The organism is Pseudomonas poae (assembly GCA_028869255.1).
Lineage (GTDB): Bacteria > Pseudomonadota > Gammaproteobacteria > Pseudomonadales > Pseudomonadaceae > Aquipseudomonas > Aquipseudomonas poae_C.
Genome location: CP110972.1, coordinates 934,434 through 950,788, shown reverse-complemented (window position 1 = coordinate 950,788; position 16,355 = coordinate 934,434). Strand labels below are relative to the sequence as shown.

General features: G+C 60.4%; 17 protein-coding genes. 5 read left to right on the top strand and 12 right to left on the bottom strand.

All coding sequences use genetic code 11. The features are described 5' to 3' along the window. Nucleotides 1-5: 5 nt before the first annotated feature. Entirely contained in the window at nucleotides 6-209 is a 204-nt protein-coding gene (csrA, locus tag LRS56_04430; protein WDU63788.1) for a carbon storage regulator CsrA, read from the bottom strand. A gap of 997 nt (nucleotides 210-1,206) precedes the next feature. Further along, the gene (locus LRS56_04425; protein ID WDU63787.1) at nucleotides 1,207-2,022 is read right to left on the bottom strand and encodes an SDR family oxidoreductase; all 816 of its coding nucleotides are present in this window, start codon (nucleotides 2,020-2,022) and stop codon (nucleotides 1,207-1,209) included. 330 nt (nucleotides 2,023-2,352) lie between these two features. On the opposite strand from LRS56_04425, the gene LRS56_04420 reads away from it, so the two are divergent. Further along, a complete protein-coding gene (locus LRS56_04420; GenBank protein ID WDU63786.1) occupies nucleotides 2,353-2,505 on the top strand; it encodes a DUF3309 family protein in 153 nt (50 codons plus the stop codon). Between the two features lie 54 nt (nucleotides 2,506-2,559). Here the strand turns inward: LRS56_04420 and LRS56_04415 are convergent, their stop codons facing one another. From LRS56_04415 to LRS56_04395, 5 genes are all read right to left on the bottom strand, one after another. After that, a complete protein-coding gene (locus LRS56_04415; GenBank protein WDU63785.1) occupies nucleotides 2,560-4,647 on the bottom strand; it encodes an LTA synthase family protein in 2,088 nt (695 codons plus the stop codon). A gap of 391 nt (nucleotides 4,648-5,038) precedes the next feature. Continuing rightward, a complete protein-coding gene (locus tag LRS56_04410) occupies nucleotides 5,039-5,230 on the bottom strand; it encodes a PLDc N-terminal domain-containing protein (protein ID WDU63784.1) in 192 nt (63 codons plus the stop codon). Nucleotides 5,231-5,297: 67 nt separating this feature from the next. Beyond that, nucleotides 5,298-5,828: a hypothetical protein gene (locus tag LRS56_04405; protein ID WDU63783.1), complete on the bottom strand. Its 531-nt coding sequence runs from the start codon at nucleotides 5,826-5,828 to the stop codon at nucleotides 5,298-5,300. Nucleotides 5,829-5,869: 41 nt separating this feature from the next. Then, a complete protein-coding gene (locus LRS56_04400) occupies nucleotides 5,870-6,385 on the bottom strand; it encodes an ankyrin repeat domain-containing protein (protein ID WDU63782.1) in 516 nt (171 codons plus the stop codon). A 95-nt stretch (nucleotides 6,386-6,480) separates the two neighbouring features. Further along, nucleotides 6,481-8,307 (bottom strand): long-chain-acyl-CoA synthetase, encoded by a 1,827-nt coding sequence (locus LRS56_04395; GenBank protein ID WDU63781.1) that lies wholly within the window; start codon nucleotides 8,305-8,307, stop codon nucleotides 6,481-6,483. Between the two features lie 395 nt (nucleotides 8,308-8,702). On the opposite strand from LRS56_04395, the gene LRS56_04390 reads away from it, so the two are divergent. After that, nucleotides 8,703-8,981 carry a DUF3509 domain-containing protein gene (locus LRS56_04390; protein WDU63780.1) on the top strand — a complete coding sequence of 93 codons (279 nt, stop codon included), beginning with the start codon at nucleotides 8,703-8,705 and terminating at the stop codon, nucleotides 8,979-8,981. A gap of 61 nt (nucleotides 8,982-9,042) precedes the next feature. Here LRS56_04390 and LRS56_04385 read toward each other — a convergent pair whose 3' ends face one another. The 4 genes from LRS56_04385 to aroC form a co-directional block, all read right to left on the bottom strand. Then, the gene (locus LRS56_04385; GenBank protein ID WDU63779.1) at nucleotides 9,043-9,312 is read right to left on the bottom strand and encodes a helix-turn-helix transcriptional regulator; all 270 of its coding nucleotides are present in this window, start codon (nucleotides 9,310-9,312) and stop codon (nucleotides 9,043-9,045) included. 210 nt (nucleotides 9,313-9,522) lie between these two features. Beyond that, a complete protein-coding gene (locus tag LRS56_04380) occupies nucleotides 9,523-10,053 on the bottom strand; it encodes an acireductone dioxygenase (protein WDU63778.1) in 531 nt (176 codons plus the stop codon). Further along, the gene (locus LRS56_04375) at nucleotides 10,050-11,213 is read right to left on the bottom strand and encodes an MFS transporter (GenBank protein ID WDU63777.1); all 1,164 of its coding nucleotides are present in this window, start codon (nucleotides 11,211-11,213) and stop codon (nucleotides 10,050-10,052) included. Before LRS56_04375 ends, LRS56_04380 begins: the two co-directional genes overlap by 4 nt. A 109-nt stretch (nucleotides 11,214-11,322) precedes the next feature. Then, on the bottom strand, nucleotides 11,323-12,414 hold the full coding sequence (gene aroC, locus LRS56_04370; protein ID WDU63776.1) for a chorismate synthase: 1,092 nt from the start codon (nucleotides 12,412-12,414) through the stop codon (nucleotides 11,323-11,325). A 143-nt stretch (nucleotides 12,415-12,557) separates the two neighbouring features. Between aroC and LRS56_04365 the strand changes: the two genes are divergently transcribed. Continuing rightward, nucleotides 12,558-13,520 (top strand): alpha/beta fold hydrolase, encoded by a 963-nt coding sequence (locus LRS56_04365; protein ID WDU63775.1) that lies wholly within the window; start codon nucleotides 12,558-12,560, stop codon nucleotides 13,518-13,520. A gap of 99 nt (nucleotides 13,521-13,619) precedes the next feature. After that, nucleotides 13,620-14,426, top strand: coding sequence for a hypothetical protein (locus LRS56_04360; GenBank protein ID WDU63774.1), 807 nt, complete (start codon nucleotides 13,620-13,622; stop codon nucleotides 14,424-14,426). 127 nt (nucleotides 14,427-14,553) lie between these two features. Here LRS56_04360 and prmB read toward each other — a convergent pair whose 3' ends face one another. Then, on the bottom strand, nucleotides 14,554-15,462 hold the full coding sequence (gene prmB / locus LRS56_04355) for a 50S ribosomal protein L3 N(5)-glutamine methyltransferase (GenBank protein WDU63773.1): 909 nt from the start codon (nucleotides 15,460-15,462) through the stop codon (nucleotides 14,554-14,556). A 240-nt stretch (nucleotides 15,463-15,702) separates the two neighbouring features. On the opposite strand from prmB, the gene LRS56_04350 reads away from it, so the two are divergent. Then, nucleotides 15,703-16,293, top strand: a complete 591-nt coding sequence (locus LRS56_04350; protein WDU63772.1) for a cysteine hydrolase family protein — start codon at nucleotides 15,703-15,705, stop codon at nucleotides 16,291-16,293. Nucleotides 16,294-16,355: the final 62 nt, after the last annotated feature.

Below are 16,355 nucleotides of genomic sequence, written 5' to 3'. Positions count from 1 at the left end.
CGGGGTCAGGGGTTGGGCACGGGCACCGGATGGGGGGTGGCGCCCTGGCGCTGGAGGATTTTCTGGTAGATCTCGGCGCGGTGGACGTGTACCCCGGATGGCGCTTCTACGCCGAATTTAACCTGGGTGCCGTTGACGTCGAGGATATGGACGGCGATGTCATCGCCGATGGAGATGATTTCGCCTACGGCGCGGCTTAAGACCAGCATGGCGGTTGTCCTTATGTCAGTGACAGGACCTTGACCATGCGCGCTTGGGGTGGGGGCGGCAATGGCTTGCTGTTAAATCAGGCGGGGCCTACGTTTTCGGGTAATTTGACTTACAGACATTTGGTGGCTTTGTGGGGTTGGGGGGTATATCCGTTATTTGGGTGATGGCTGGGATTGGTTCCGCTCTTACAGCGGGTCACTTTTGGAAAAGAGCCCCAAAAGTAACCAAAAGGGCTCTTGCCCCATCACTCGGCACCTCGCTCTGGCTCGGTGTGCCCTCACTCCGGCTTGAATCCGTGGGCCGCCGCGATGGGCCATCCTTGGCCCAGCGCGGCTAACCCGGCGTCCTGCCGGGTTGCCCACGGATTCAAGCCTGCGTTCGGCCATCGTGATTGACGGGGCGCCTCAGATCACGATCAAAAGCCCTAGATCAAAAGATCGCTGACTTCGTCAGCGGTAATGATGTAAGGGCCAGATCAAAAACAAAGCAAAGCACGGCGGCCTGACAGCCGACCTCGGTTCAAATGTGGGAGCTGGCTTGCCTGCGATGGCATCGACTTGGTTTGCCTGATGTACCGAGGTGCCTGTATCGCAGCGATGCGGCGACCCGACAAGCCAGCTCCCACAGAAAAGCACCCCACTGCGCACGCCGAACCGCTCTTGATCTACACCACTCAGGTCGGCTACTAGGCCGCCGTGCTCTGCTTTTGATTTTGATCTTGATCCTAGGCGCCCCATTAACCACGCTGGCCGCACGCGGGCTTGAATCCGTGGGTAACCCGGCAGGACGCCGGGTTAGCCGCGCTGGGCCAAGGATGGCCCATCGCGGCGGCCCACGGATTCAAGTCTGCGTGCGGGCACACCGAGCCTAAGCGAGGTGCCGAGTGGTGGGGCAAGAGCCCTTTGGTTACTTTGGGGCTCTTTTCCAAAGTGACTCGCTGTAAGAGCGAAACCAATATCCGCCATCACCCAAATAACGGATATACCCCAAAAAAACTCACCCCCTAACCGCCTGAGCCTTAGCCCGCATCTTGTCCGCCATCACCGTCATCTCGTCATACAACAACTGCGGATTCTTCTGTTTCAACGCCCAAGCCATCCTCCCCTGCTCATGCGGCAAAATCATAAACTCCCCCTCCGCCACCCGCTGATAGATGTAATCGGCAATATCCCCCGCCGAAATCGGCGAACTCTCAAGCAACTTACCCACCTGCGCCTTCATCGCCGGGGTCGGCCCCCGAAAGGAATCCAGCAAATTGGTCTGGAAGAACGACGGGCATACCACATGCACCCCAATCTCCTGCTGCTTGAGCTCCACCAACAAACTCTCCGACAACGCCACCACACCGGCCTTGGCCACGTTGTAGTTACTCATCGCCGGCCCCTGCATCAAGGCGGCCATCGACGCAATGTTGATGATCCGACCCTTGCTCTGTTCCAGCAGCGGCAGGAACGCCTTGCACCCCTTGACCACCCCCATCAGGTTGATTGCGATCTGCCAGTCCCAATCCTCCAGCGACAACTCGGCAAAAAACCCACCCGAGGCCACGCCGGCATTGTTGACGATCACATCAATGCCCCCCAACTTGACCTCGCAAGCCTGGGCAAACGCAGTGAGCTGGCTGTAGTCGCGCACGTCGCAGCGCTGAATAAAGCCATCGCCCCCCGCTTCGCGCACCCGTCTGAGGGTGTCCTGCAGGCCCGGCTCACTGACGTCCGACAAGGCCAATTGCCAGCCCTCACGAGCCCAGCGCAGAGCGATTTCACGACCCAGGCCGGACCCGGCGCCAGTGATCATCATGCGATTTTGCATAGGAAGTAGCCTTGTGGTTCACAGAAGAAGTGATCGGCAGTGTAGCGAAGGTTTTTCCCGCACCCACGCACCATCAGATTGATGAATGCCCCAGGCAAACCAGCGGCCGGGTCGGATACCTGGTGACAGCCTAAGTTCAATCTTTTTCAACTAATAAGAAGGATTTGCGAGCGCATTAAAAGAAATAAGCAAGTGCGCGAAATGCTTTAAAAAAACAGGGAATTTTCTGCGAAGTGGCAGAGTCGGAGTTGTTAAGGCGTCCGATTTAAAAACAGACGGGCCTATCGTTAAATAACCGGTCTTTACAGAAGGCCTATAAGGAAATAAAACATGAGCCTCATTCTAATCATCATCCTGATTCTCCTGCTGGTCGGCGGTTTGCCAGTGTTCCCTCACTCGCGCAACTGGGGTTACGGCCCGTCGGGTATCCTGGGCGTTGTCCTGGTGGTACTGCTGGTGCTGCTGTTGCTGGGTCGGATATAAATACCGGACAAAAAAAGAGGCCCTTCAAGGGCCTCTTTTTTTATGGCCGGTTAATTAGTCCGGCTTGCCGTTGACTACACCCGCGGTGTTATCCAACAGGCTCTTGGTAGCCGTTTGCAGGAACGACTCGAGTTTCTGCTTCAACGCAGCCTCGTCCGGCGACTCTGGAATCACTTTGCCGGTCGGGTTGGCACCCAGCTCGTATTCCCACAGCTTCGGTGGCATCTCCTTGGGCAGTACCAGGATACGGTCGGCGGTGACCAGCGCGACGGTCTGGTCGCTGCCCGACGGCTTGATCACGCCAAAACCCTTGTCGCCTTCCGGCAGGTTCAGCAGGTCGCGGCCCCAGCACTGGTGCAAGGTGTCGCCCCCGAGGCGGCCCATGATGGTCGGTACGATGTCGATCTGGGTGCCCACGGTGTGGTCACGCTCGCCGAACTTCTCTTGCATGCCCGGTGCAATCATCAGCATCGGCACGTTGAAGCGGCCCAGGTCCATTTCGGTAATCTGCTGTTCGTTGCCGAAGCCGTGGTCGCCGACGATCACGAACAGGGTTTCCTTGAAGTACGGCTCCTTGCGGGCCTTTTCAAAGAACTGGCCCAGGGCCCAGTCGGAGTAACGCATGGCCGTCAAATGCTCGTTGAGGCTGCCACGGTCGGTGACTTTTTCAACTGGCAATGGGGTCGGCAACGCGTACGGCGTGTGGTTGGACAGGGTTTGCAGCAGTGCGTAGAACGGCTTGCCGCCTTCACGGGCTTTCAACTCTTCCAGGCCACGGTTGAACATGTCCTGATCGGACACGCCCCACGTCGGGTCGGAGAACACCGGGTCGACGAAATCGTTACGGCCGATAAAGTTGGTCATGCCCTGGTTGCTGAAGAAGCCCGACTGGTTGTCCCAGGCGAAATCGCCGTTATAGACATACACGTCGTTGAAGTCACGGGCGCTGAGCAACTGCGGCAAACCCGACAGCTTGTGGCTGCCTTCCGGGGTCTGCATCAGGTATTCAAAGCCCGGCAGGTTCGGGAAACACGCCATGGTGGCGAACATACCCTGGTGGGTGTGGGTGCCGTTGGAGAAGAAGCGGTCGAACAGCAGGCCCTCTTTGGACAGCTTGTCGAAGGACGGCGTGATGTTGCCCGGACGACCCAGCGCGCCTACCGAGTGACCGGCGAAGCTTTCCATCAGGATCACGACTACGTTCTTGATCGGCAGGGTCTTCTCGGCCGGTGGCGTGTAGTCACGGCGCACGGCGGCGATGTCGGTATCCACCAGCTTCTCTTGCGGCAGTACCAGCATGTCGCGCACGGTCTGGGTGGCCAGCGGCTGGTCCAGGGTGGCTTTCCAGATGTTCGAGCGGTCTTCACCGAACCGAGCCTTGGCCGCCCCGATCAGCGATAAGGTGCCATTGAGGCCCAACTGGTTGGCGAAGTTGGAATCGGTGGTGTACACGTCACCCCAACGCAGCGGCGGGCCTTGGCGCAGGGTGCCACGCGCAGCGACCACGGCGATCAGCAGGCAGACCACGAACACCGCAATCCGGCTGTACCACGGCGCCACTTGGCGGGTGCCGATGCTGCCACCGCTGAACGGGCCACGCGGGCGGGTGGCGCGGTCGGCGCCTTTGAACGCGATGCTCAGGATCAGCGTGCCCACGGCCCAGGCCAACAGGTAGCGCACCACCGGGAAACCGTACCAGAGCATGCTCATCACGGTTTTCGGGTCTTCCTTCACATACTGGAACACCAGGCCGTTGAGGCGTTGGTGAAACTCGCGATAGAAGTCCATTTCCATCAGGCCCAGGAACAGGGCGATGCTGGACGCAACGGTCAGCCAAAAACGAAAGAACCCCCGTGCAGCCATGGCCCGCACACTAAACAGTGCCAGCAACAGCGGAATGATCAGGTACACCACCAGGCGCAGGTCCAGGCGCAGGCCGTTGGCGAACGCTTCCAGAAAGGTCGAGGCCGGTGTATCGAGGATCATCTCGCGGTTGTAGACCAGCAGCGCCAGGCGCAGCAGGGAGAACATCACCATCATGACCAGTGCGCAGAGCAGTGTGTACGCCAGATGGGATTTGACGGTCGGTTGCAGCAGGCGATTAGAAGCTCGCTGCTGACTCAGGGCGTCCGGGTTTGCCATGTCGTTTCAGGACCCATTGGAAGTTTAAGTTACGAAATAAAGCGGTGGCGTCCGTCCCTCGCCCAGGCTGGCTGGGGTAGGCGGTTAACGCGGTGGCGCAAATGGTGCCCGATCAAAGCCGGCAAGGCTATTAATTACTGAACGAGCACCGCTGCCCCGCCTTTAATGGCTGTTGAGATAGAGCCTTGGCAGGGGGTCGAAGCGGGTCGGATTGTCTTGGATGGGATGTGAAAATTCTGTGCAGCGAATATTTCGAAATACAAATCAGCGAAAGCACCGCACACCAATGTGGGAGCGGGCTTGCCGGCGAATGCCGTGTGTCAGTCAAAACATCTGAGACTGATACACCGCATTCACGAGCACGCCCGCCCCACCTTTACGGTGTCCACGCTTAGATCCGCACGTTACCTCGCGGCCCGGCGATAGCCCAGATGATCAGGCCCAATACCGGCAGCAACAGGATCAGCAGGATCCAGAGCACCTTGGCCCCGGTGCTCGCGCCGCTTTTGAATACATTGAAGATCGCCCAGATATCCAGCGCCAGGATGATCAGCCCGACCAAGCCATTGAAAGTGGAACCCATGGTGTCGCTCCTAAGTGAGGGCATGCCCTTTTAGGATAGTCAGCCCTGGCAGGGGTTCCGTTTTATTTCAGACGTGGACAGCGACCTTCAGTGCCTCCAGGGAAGGCTCGGCCTTGATGCCGACTTCAGCGCACAGCGCCAGCACGCGTGGCAGATCATTGCCGTACACCAGCACGGCCTGAATCTCGTCATCCAGCAACTGGCTGAAGTTAAGCAGCACATAGCCGCCGTCTTCCGGGCTCAGGGCGCTCATCTGGATCTGGATACGATTGAGCGCGGTAAGGTCTTCGGTCTTGGCCAGTTGCTTGGGCTTGAGGTTGAACGCGACCCCAGGGCCAAACGAAGCGACGATTTGCGCAAACAGGTCGCCATAGGTGTCGGCCTGGAACAGCACGGTGTCCGGCAGGCTGCCCACCACCACCCACTCCCCCAGCGGAATGGGAAAGCTGTCGTCGTAGTTGATATCCGGGTTGGCCGCCAGGAACGCCACCGGGTCGGCGTAGGCCTGGGCGGCTTCATCGGCGATGCGCGCCACTTCGTCCTCGCCCATGACCCCGGCGCTGATTTTGCTGATAAGTTCGACGAGGGCGGTTTTCATGGGGCGATCCTGTAGCGGGCTGGTTTTTGAGGGCGCAAAGCCTACACCAGTTTCTGCAACTGCGCCGCCGTATCCACTGCGCCCATGGTCTGAGCCGCCGCCAGCGCCGTCGCGCCCTGGGCATCGGTGGCCTTGGGGTTGGCGCCCTGGCCGAGCAGGTAGTCGACCATTTCGACGCGGTTAAACATGGCCGCCATCATCAGCGCGGTACGGCCGTCGGAGGAGGCAGCCTCAACCGGCGTGCCGCCTTCGATCAACGCCTTGACCACGGGCAGGTTGCCCTTGAACGCCGCGCCGGCAATCGGCAATTGGTTCTTGTCGTTGGGGATCAACGGGTCGGCCTTGAATTCCAGCAGCACTTTTACCGCCTCGGCGTGGCCGTGGTAGGCCGCGAGCATCAGCAAGGTGTCACCGTTGTGGTTGCGAAAGTTGGCAGGCAAGCCTTTGGTCAGCAGCGCTGCGAGCATGGCGGCATCGCCTTTGCGGACCACGTCGAAGACCTGCTCGGCAAATTCGGCGGCTTCGTCTTCGGTCATTTGTTTGGGCTGGTCTGACATAGGGGGCTCCTTGGCTGTGCTGTATAAGGCGCCCAGTCTCGCGGGGGAGTTCCCACCTGTCATGACTTTTTTGTCAAAAGCCGTCATAGGCAGAATCAATAGCGGAATTGCCCACCCTGGATTTGCGCCAGCAATTGCCCGGTCACCGGCACGTAGCAGTCCGACCCCGGCAACCAGGCGTACACGGGGTCATTGCCCGCCCGGTCGGGGTCGAACGCCTCTTCCTTGAGTTTCACCTTCTGGTATTTGAAGGTGCCGGTGGTTTCCATCTTCACTTTGATCCGCAGGAACAGCGGCACCGCATAGTGCGGCAACTGGCCGTGGGCAAATTGCAGCAGCTCGCGCATGTCCAGTGCAGCCAGGGACTCGCTCGGGGTGATGGCCACCATGCCCGCACGGCCATTGGTGTTTTCGATCTCGACGCCATAGGCCACCACTTCAGCGATCTGCGGGTGTTGCAGCAGCACGTTCTCGACTTCGGTGGTGGAGACGTTTTCGCCTTTCCAGCGATAGGTATCCCCCAGGCGATCGACGAATTGCGCATGGCCGAAGCCAATGCTGCGCAACAAGTCGCCGGTGTTGAAGTAGCGGTCGCCCTTTTCGAACACGTCGGTGAGTATCACCTTGCGGTTTTTTTCCGGGTCGGTGTAGCCATCGAACGGCGATTTATCGTCGATCCTGGCCAGCAGCAGGCCCTGCCCGCCCGTTTGCACTTTGCGCATAAAGCCATCGCTGCCGCGAATCGGCTCGCCGCTGTCGTGGGCATAGTCCACCAGCGCCCAGTGCTGCAGGCAGAAGCCGATGGTGTTGTCGAAATTCAATACGTTGGTAAAGCCGATGTTGCCATCACTGGCGGCGTACAACTCGCAGATATGCTCCACCCCATACCGCGCCTTGAACTGCGCCCACACCCCTGGTCGCAGGCCATTGCCGACCATTTTGGTCACGCGGTTGTCACGGTCGTTTTCGCTGACAGGCTGGTCAAGCAGGTAACGGCACAACTCCCCCACGTAACCGAGGGTGGTGGCCTTGAATTTGCGAGCATCGTCCCAGAACTGACTGGCGCTGAATTTGCGGCGAATGGCAAAGCCCGAAGCCCCCACAATCGCCGAGCCCCAGCACACGCAAAGGCCCGTGGCATGGTAAAGCGGCAAGGTGCAATACAGGACATCGTCCGGCCCCATGTCGAGGGCGATACTGCCGAAACTCACGGCGGTTTTGGTCCAGCGCCCGTGCTTCATGATGCCGGCCTTGGGCAAGCCGGTGGTGCCGGAGGTGTAGATATAGAAACAGGGATCGTTGAAGTAGATCTGCGCGGTGCTGGCGGGATTGTCCTGCGAGCACTCGGCGCTTGCGGCCATCAAGTCGAGATACCCCTCGGGCACCGCCCCACCCTGCTGATCGGCGACAAACCAGGTGCGCTGCGCCTGGATCTGCACCTGGTCACGCACGGTCTGATAGGCGCCTACCAATTCGGCGCCCACCACGACCGCCACCGGGCTCACCAGGTTCAGGCTATGCACCAGCGCGCTGTGGGTTTGCGCGGTATTGAGCATGGCGCAGATGCCGCCCAGCTTGGCCACGGCCAGCACGCTCAGCAGCAATTCGGGACGATTTTCGATAAACAACGCCACCACGTCGCCCTTGCCGATGCCCTGCGCCTGCAAGTGATGGGCAATGCGGTTGGCCTGCTGGTTGGCTTCGCGATAGCTGATCACGCGATCGCTGTACAGCAACGCGGCGCCGCCCGGGTTGCGCAGGGCGGCTTGCTCAAAGTGCCAGCCCAGGCCGCACGGTTGTTCGGGATCAGTGACATTCGCCGCACGCATGCCGCGCACCACGCGAGGAAGGGCTCGAACAATCGCGGGCACCTTACGCAGCATCTTGCCCCAGGTGATCATGTCATTTGGCGGTTGGCTCATGCAGGAACGTCCTTTTTCTTATTCTTCGTATGATCCGAGCACACCGGTACTCCCTGGGCGGGAGGCCGAATGCATTGCTGGAAAATACGTCAGCCCTTCTTCGGCTGTACACGCAGGATTTGAAAAGTTTTGTATCCCGACGGCGGAGCCGATGAAAAAAGGAATTTCGCGGCGCGCCGGCAGTCTTCAAAAACAGGAGTAGGCCCATTCTGCGAGGCCGAGCAGCGCAAAATGCAGGATGCATGATGGCCATTCATGCAATTTGCACGAAACTGAAAAACCGGAAAAACTGCAAGCCACTGTTTTATAACGATATTTTTAATAACACCTAGCTGGCACAATCACTGCAACTATCTCTCCATGCTTGCCAACTTGAGCCAACGGAGCTGATAGACATGAGCCTGATCCAAGATAAATTCGCTTCAGTATTCTCCCACTACGACGTCACCACCCAGCCACGTCCAGACGGCGGCATCCTGTTGACCTTGCGTAACAGCGAAGGCAAACAGGTAAAGCGCTCGATCTCTTACCAGCAGTTGCACACTGCCGACCAGCTGACTTGGGTGATCAGCGCCATCCGCCGCGACCTGGCCGAACAAGCCAGTGAGTTGCCGCAAATTTCGATGCTGCAAAGCCAGAACCGCTTTGCACTGCCGACTTACCACTCGGCCTGATCTAATAGCCGGATGTAAAAGGGCCGCGACGCCATCAGTGTCGCGGCCCTTTTTTATGGCTTCAGCACAGCCCCTGGCGCGCCGCTTCATTCAAGGCCTGCACGCGGTTGTTGACGTCCAGTTTGCCGTAGATATTGCGCAGGTGAAATTTCACCGTGGCTTCGGACGTGGCCCGTATCTGGCTGATCTCCCACACCGTCTTGCCCTCCGAGGCCCAGCGCAGTATCTCCAGCTCCGTCGGGGTCAGGGGCTTGCCGGCTAAACTCAGGCGCCTTCTGACGGTGTTGGCTAAGGAATACGGCGTGGCAAAAGAATCCTTTGGGCCTCTCATTAATTTCTCTCCCTTTTTTGGCTGACGGCCAATCAATATTCGGACTCCTCCTATTGACAGGCTCTATAAACGTCGATGCGCTAGAGAGTTACATAACGAATGGTACTAAGGCGCAGGCCCTGCAATAAACAGCAGAGCCCTACAGGAGTTTGAGTTTATTCCCACAACAACTTCCAACACGTGGGGCTTGAAGTTTCCAATACGCCGCGATTAGTCGTCCAATCCAGGAAAGTGCCGGGCAATATCGTCGCCCGTTAGCACAGGCACCCCGCCTTGCGCCGTCTTGAATAGCCGCACCGCTACAAAGTGCGGGTTCTCGCCCATATCAAACCAATGTGCCACACCGGCCGGGATAACCAGCAAATCGTTTTTCTCGCAGCGTACGGCATACACGTAGTCGCCGATGTGCAGCGCAAACAAGCCTTGGCCAGCAATCAAGAAATGTGCGTGGTCTTCGCTATTGCGGCGCTCATCGAGGAACTGGGCGCGTAATTCCGCCTTCTGCGGGTGGTCTCCGGTCACGCTGTGCACCGCCACGCCTGCGTAGCCAAGGGCGTCAATCTGCGTCTGGTAGGCCGCGATCAGTTGCGCGTCGCTGGCGCCCTGTTCAATCGGCGCGGGTTGCCAACGCTCGAACCGCACGCCGTGCTCGCCGAGGGTGGCGGCGATGTCGTCGAAATGGGTCAGGACCTTGTTCGGGGTGTCCGGTGCAGCAACGGGGTAAACGGCGACATAACTCATTGAAGGGTTCCTTGGCTTTGCTCTTGCAATCGAAAAGCGATGATAACGGCCGCGGCCAGGGCCGCGACGCTGGCGATGCTGAACGTGAGGGTAGGCCCCAACAGGTTCCAACTGTAACCGGAATACAGCGCACCCAACGCACCACCGGTACCGGCCAACGCCGCATACAGCGCCTGGCCCTGGCCTTGTTGCTTATCGCCGAAACTGCGCTGCACAAAGGCGATGGCGGCCGCATGAAAGCTGCCGAAGGTGGCGGCGTGCATCACCTGCGCCAGCAACAGCGCCCAGAAAAACTCGGCAAACGAGCCCAGCAGCAACCAGCGCAGCGCCGCCAACAGAAAGCTCGCCAGCAGCACCCGGCGCACTGAAAACCGCGCGAGGATGCGGCTCATGCCCAGAAACATCAGCACTTCCGCCACCACTCCCAGGGCCCACAGCAGGCCGATCACACCACGGCTGTAGCCCAAATGTTCGAGGTGCAGGGTGAGGAAGGTGTAATACGGGCCGTGGCTCATTTGCATCAGCGCCACACAGGCATAGAACGCCAGCACGCCGGGGCTGCGCAGTTGCTTGAGGAAGCCGTCACCGGCCAGGCGACTGCCATGGCTGGCGGGCTGCGCATTCGGCACCCACAGGCTGGCGCCGATGATGCCGGCCATGATCACCACGACCACCACCGGGTAGATGTCCAGGCTCAGCCAGTCGAACAGGCGGCCCATGATCACCACGGTGAGAATAAAACCGATGGAGCCCCACAGGCGGATCTGACTGTAGCGCGAGGTCTGTGTTTGCAGGTGGGCCAGGGTGATCACTTCAAATTGCGGCAGCACGGCATGCCAGAAGAACGCATGCAGCGCCATCACTAGAGCCAGCCAGGCGTAGGTGTGGCTGACGAAGATCAGCGAAAAACTCAACAGGGTGCACACCGCGCCAAAGCGCACGATGGCCAGGCGCCGGCCGGTGTAGTCGCCCAGCCAGCCCCACAGGTTGGGTGCCACGCAGCGCATCAGCATGGGGATAGCCACCAGCTCGCCGATGCGCGCGCTGGAGAACCCCAGGTGATCGAAGTACAGCGCCAGGAATGGGGCTGTTGCACCGAGCAGGGCGAAGTAGAAGAGGTAGAAGCTGGAGAGGCGCCAGTATGGGAGGGTGGGGGTCATGCCGGGGGCTGCTTCGCAGCCCAACGCGAGCAAGCTCGCTCGCCACAACAAGCTTGCTCACCACAGTAAGCTTGATTGCCACAGCAAGCGTGCTTACCACGGCAGATTGTCACAGCTGGCCCAGTACCGGGGTGCTTACGCGCACGTCAGCGTTCTGCCCACGATTGCGCAGCAGGTGGTCCATCAACACGATGGCCATCATTGCTTCGGCAATCGGCGTGGCACGGATGCCCACGCACGGGTCGTGACGGCCCTTGGTGATGACGTCCACCGGGTTGCCGTGCACATCGATCGAGCGGCCCGGGGTGGTGATGCTCGACGTGGCTTTGAGCGCCAGGTGCGCAACGATCGGCTGGCCGGAGGAAATACCGCCGAGAATCCCGCCTGCGTTGTTGCTGAGGAAACCCTCCGGCGTCAGCTCATCGCGATGCTCGGTACCGCGCTGGGACACACAGGCGAAGCCGGCGCCGATTTCCACGCCCTTCACCGCGTTGATGCTCATCAGCGCATGGGCCAGTTCGGCGTCCAGGCGGTCGAAGATCGGCTCGCCCAGGCCCGGTTTTACACCTTCGGCGACCACGGTGATCTTGGCGCCCACCGAATCCTGATCGCGGCGCAGCTGGTCCATATAGGCTTCCAGTTCCGGCACTTTGTCGGGGTCGGGGCTGAAAAAGGCATTGTCGTCCACGCTGTCCCAGGTCTTGAACGGGATTTCGATCGGGCCCAGCTGGCTCATGTAGCCACGGACCACGATGCCCTGGCTCGCCAGGTATTTCTTGGCGATGGCACCGGCGGCCACACGCATCGCGGTTTCGCGGGCCGAGCTGCGACCGCCGCCACGGTAGTCGCGTTCGCCGTATTTGTGGTGGTAGGTGTAGTCGGCGTGGGCCGGGCGGAACAGGTCCTTGATCGCCGAGTAGTCCTTGGACTTCTGGTCGGTGTTGCGAATCAGCAGGCCGATGGCGCAACCGGTGGTGCGACCTTCGAACACACCGGAGAGGATCTCGACTTCGTCGGGCTCCTGGCGCTGGGTGGTGTGGCGGCTGGTGCCGGGCTTGCGGCGGTCGAGGTCGCGCTGCAGGTCTTCCAGGGACAGCTCGAGGCCGGGCGGGCAGCCGTCGACAATGGCGACCAACGCCGGGCCATGGCTTTCGCCCGCGGTGGTGACAGTGAACAGCTTGCCGAAGGTATTGCCGGACATGCAGGGCGCTCCGTGAAATCAGTTGAATCAAGTCAACCGTAATAACTTAAGGCGGCCAGTATACGCAGGCTAACCGACTAGATCATCATCGAAACCTTACCGGTAGACATTGGTCCAACCGGCACCTTCCCAATGATGGCGTGATGATGCTGCGAGTTCTGCTTTTGACCCTCACCCTGTTTTCCAGCCTTGGCTTCGCCGCCTCCCCCGTGGTGCTGCAACGGCCCATCAGCCTGGACACCGGCAGCGGCGAGCTGTTTGGCTCGCTGCTGCTGCCCCAGTCCGACAAACCGGTGCCGGTGGTGCTGATCATCGCCGGCTCCGGCCCCACCGACCGCAACGGCAACAGCGCCGACGGCGCACGCAACGACAGCCTCAAGCGTCTGGCCTGGGTGCTGGCCCGGCACAATATCGCCAGCGTGCGCTATGACAAGCGCGGGGTCGCTGCCAGCCTCGCCGCCACCCCCGACGAACGCAACCTGACCCTGGACGCCTACGTGGCCGACGCCGTGGCCTGGGGCAAGCTGCTCAAGGCCGACAAACGCATGGGCCCGCTGATTGTGCTCGGCCATAGCGAAGGCGCGTTGGTAGCGGCCCTGGCCGCACCGCAACTCGACCCGGCCGGGGTCATCTCCCTGTCCGGCAGCGCCCGCCCGGTGGACCAGGTGATCCGCCAGCAACTGGCCGATCACCTGCCCCCTGCCCTGTTGCTGCGCAGCAATGAAATCCTCGATCACCTCAAGGCCGGCCAGGTGGATGCGGATGTGCCTGGCCCGCTGGAGGGCATTTTCCGACCCAGCGTGCAGCCGTATCTGATCAGCCTGTTCCGCGCCGATCCCTCGGCAGCCTTCGCCAAACTGCGCATGCCGGCACTGATTATCCAGGGCACCAACGACATCCAGGTCGGCGTGGGTGACGCTCAGCAACTGAAAAAGGCCAAGCCCGACGCACAATTAACGGTGATTGAAGGCATGAACCACGTGATGCGCATCGTGCCCAATGACGTGAAGCAGCAATTGGCCTCCTACAACGACCCGCAATTACCCCTCGCCGCCGAGCTGGGTAATCGGGTGGTGCGCTTTATCGCCGGACTTCAGCCCCGTTAAGCGACATTTTGCCTCCAGTCCTGCGAATAACGGCCGATAAGCCCAGAGTCGACAGTAAAAAGACTGTCGGCTTGCAGGGCTTGGACAGGATCGCGCCGCATGACAACCACTGAAGCAACACCGGAACCAATCGCCGACACCCCGGCTGAAAAAACCGAGGCCGTCGACGCGGCGCCCCTGCCGTGGGCGGATGTTCAGGCCGAACATTTCAAGATGCTGCGCCTGGCCCCCCTGGCCACCGACCGCGCCACGGGCGTGCGGCCGTTGCGGTTCGTGCAGTTCGGTTATGCCGAGCGCAATGACAAACACCACAGCCTGCTGCGCATGGTGATCCAGTTGCCGGGCCAGCGGGTGCGCCGCGAACAGAACCACCTGGATATCTGGGTCGACCACGACGCCCATCGCGTGCACTTCGGCCCGGGCAACAGCCTGGAAATCGAACCGGCCAACCGCGGCATCGGGCGCTTCCTGGTGGCCCAGGGTGCCGCATGGGCCAAGAAAAAGTGGTCGCACTACCGCGTCGATGGCGTTGACCTGTCCAACAAGGACGCCCTTAACGAATCCACCCGCCTGCGCCGCGATCACTTCCTGCGCATCCAGGGGTTTGATGTGGCCTACGCCGACGTGCAGCACCTCAAAGGCAACGTGCAGCCCGCCAAGGTCAGCGACGTGCTGGACAGCTGGAACACCGAGAAAGTGCAGTTCGTGGAAATTCTGGAAGCGGCGCAGATGCTGCAGCAGGCCGAGCACAACCTGGCGGAGCAGGAAGTGAAGCTGCGCAAGGAAGAGGAAAAGGTCACCAAGTTCAAGCGTGAAGACAGCGGCTTGCGTTTTACCATCACGTGTTTGGTGGCGTTTACCGTGTTTCAGGCGGGGTTGCTGATATGGATTGCCACGCACCGCTAGTCAGGCTGGAATGCAAAAAATGTGAGAGCTGGCTCGCCTGCCATAGCGGTGAGTCAGCTTGCACATCTGCTACTGATACACCGCTATCGCAGGCAAGCCAGCGCCTACACTGACCGCGTTCCTAGCGTTAGACGCGGGCGGCGAAGATCGCTTGATGTTCGCGGCATTGTTCTGCCGTGAGCATAAACACCCCATGCCCGCCCCGCTGGAACTCCAGCCAGGCAAAATCGACTTCCGGGTACAGCGCCTCGACGTGGACCTGGCTGTTGCCCACTTCGACAATCAGCAAGCCCTTCTCGGTCAGGTGGTCTGCCGCTTCGGCCAGCATGCGCCGCACCAGGTTCAAGCCATCGTCGCCGCAGGCCAGGCCCAGCTCCGGCTCGTGCTGGTATTCGTCGGGCATGTCGGCGAAATCTTCGGCATCCACGTAGGGCGGGTTCGATACGATCAGGTCAAAACGCTGGCCCGGCAAGCCGTCGAACCCGTCGCCCTGCACGGTGTACACGCGCTCGTCGACGCCATGGCGCTCGATGTTCTGATTGGCCACTTCCAGCGCTTCAAAGGACAAGTCCCCCAGCACCACTTCGGCATCCTGAAACTCGTAGGCACACGCGATGCCGATGCAACCCGAACCGGTGCACAGGTCGAGAATGCGCGCAGGTGGCTGGGCCAACCAGGGTTCGAAGCGGTTTTCGATCAGCTCGCCAATCGGTGAGCGCGGGATCAGCACACGCTCGTCAACGATGAATGACATGCCGCAGAACCAGGCTTCCTTCAACAGGTAAGCGGTGGGCACACGCTCGTGGATGCGCCGATGCAGCAAGCGCTGCACGTGGGAGATTTCCTCTTCTTCCAAGTTGCAATCCAAGTAGCTGTCATTAATTTCCCACGGCAGGTGCAAGGCGCCGAGCACCAGTTGCCGGGCTTCGTCCCAGGCATTGTCGGTACCATGGCCAAAAAACAGGTCTTCCCCATGGAAACGGCTGACAGCCCAACGGATGTGGTCGCGCAAGGTGCGCAGGCGGGAAGTGATCACGGGGGCAGACTCCTGGAAAAAACGACTGGCGATTCTAACAGCCTTCGCCTGTACCGACGACGTAGGAAAAGATCACGCCATACGTCGGATTTCATTCAAATTGCCATCATTCGGTTAAACCAGCCGCCCACTTGACATGGCTGCACGTCAACAACGGCGTACCTTACGATGGTAGCGATTCACAGAACCGCTCAGCCAGTGGACAATGTCACAAAAGCCCCCCTCACAGGAGCCCCCAGAATGTCCGTTCCAAAGACGATGTTTCAACTCAGTGGTCGCGGTTACGCAGCCGCCAACCTTGGCCATGCGACCCTCGTGATCATCGACGCCCAGAAGGAATACCTCAGCGGCCCGCTCGCCCTCTCGGGCATGGACGCGGCGGTCGCCAACATCCAGCAACTGGTCGCAGCGGCGCGTAACGCCGGGCGCCCGATCGTGCACGTGCGCCACCTGGGCACCGTCGGCGGCCTGTTTGACCCGCAGGGCGAGCGCGGCGAATTCATCCCGGGGCTGGAGCCGGCCGGTGACGAAACCATCATCGGCAAGCTGCTGCCCAGCGCCTTCCACGGCACCGGTCTGGAAAAACACCTGCAGGACCTCGGCTCGCTGGACCTGATCGTCTGCGGTTTCATGAGCCACTCCAGCGTCAGTACCACCGTGCGCGCCGCCAAGAACCTGGGCTTTCGCTGCACCCTGGTGGAAGACGCCTGCGCGACCCGCGACCTGCCTTACAAGGGCGGCATCCTGAGCGCCGAACATGTGCAGCAGACCGAAATGGCCATCATGGCTGACAACTTCGCGACCCTCGCGCTGACCAAAGATCTGATCTGATCGACCTTCTGATGAGCGGCGCGGCAATGTTTATTGCCCCGCTCATCCGCAAATGCCTGTCA

Excerpts from the sequence above, each read along its gene's own strand:
- csrA (WDU63788.1), bottom strand. The coding sequence starts at position 209 with ATGCTGGTCTTAAGCCGCGCCGTAGGCGAAATCATCTCCATCGGCGAT.
- LRS56_04425 (WDU63787.1), bottom strand. The coding sequence starts at position 2,022 with ATGCAAAATCGCATGATGATCACTGGCGCCGGGTCCGGCCTGGGTCGT.
- LRS56_04420 (WDU63786.1), top strand. The coding sequence starts at position 2,353 with ATGAGCCTCATTCTAATCATCATCCTGATTCTCCTGCTGGTCGGCGGT.
- LRS56_04415 (WDU63785.1), bottom strand. The coding sequence starts at position 4,647 with ATGGCAAACCCGGACGCCCTGAGTCAGCAGCGAGCTTCTAATCGCCTG.
- LRS56_04410 (WDU63784.1), bottom strand. The coding sequence starts at position 5,230 with ATGGGTTCCACTTTCAATGGCTTGGTCGGGCTGATCATCCTGGCGCTG.
- LRS56_04405 (WDU63783.1), bottom strand. The coding sequence starts at position 5,828 with ATGAAAACCGCCCTCGTCGAACTTATCAGCAAAATCAGCGCCGGGGTC.
- LRS56_04400 (WDU63782.1), bottom strand. The coding sequence starts at position 6,385 with ATGTCAGACCAGCCCAAACAAATGACCGAAGACGAAGCCGCCGAATTT.
- LRS56_04395 (WDU63781.1), bottom strand. The coding sequence starts at position 8,307 with ATGAGCCAACCGCCAAATGACATGATCACCTGGGGCAAGATGCTGCGT.
- LRS56_04390 (WDU63780.1), top strand. The coding sequence starts at position 8,703 with ATGAGCCTGATCCAAGATAAATTCGCTTCAGTATTCTCCCACTACGAC.
- LRS56_04385 (WDU63779.1), bottom strand. The coding sequence starts at position 9,312 with ATGAGAGGCCCAAAGGATTCTTTTGCCACGCCGTATTCCTTAGCCAAC.
- LRS56_04380 (WDU63778.1), bottom strand. The coding sequence starts at position 10,053 with ATGAGTTATGTCGCCGTTTACCCCGTTGCTGCACCGGACACCCCGAAC.
- LRS56_04375 (WDU63777.1), bottom strand. The coding sequence starts at position 11,213 with ATGACCCCCACCCTCCCATACTGGCGCCTCTCCAGCTTCTACCTCTTC.
- aroC (WDU63776.1), bottom strand. The coding sequence starts at position 12,414 with ATGTCCGGCAATACCTTCGGCAAGCTGTTCACTGTCACCACCGCGGGC.
- LRS56_04365 (WDU63775.1), top strand. The coding sequence starts at position 12,558 with ATGATGCTGCGAGTTCTGCTTTTGACCCTCACCCTGTTTTCCAGCCTT.
- LRS56_04360 (WDU63774.1), top strand. The coding sequence starts at position 13,620 with ATGACAACCACTGAAGCAACACCGGAACCAATCGCCGACACCCCGGCT.
- LRS56_04350 (WDU63772.1), top strand. The coding sequence starts at position 15,703 with ATGTCCGTTCCAAAGACGATGTTTCAACTCAGTGGTCGCGGTTACGCA.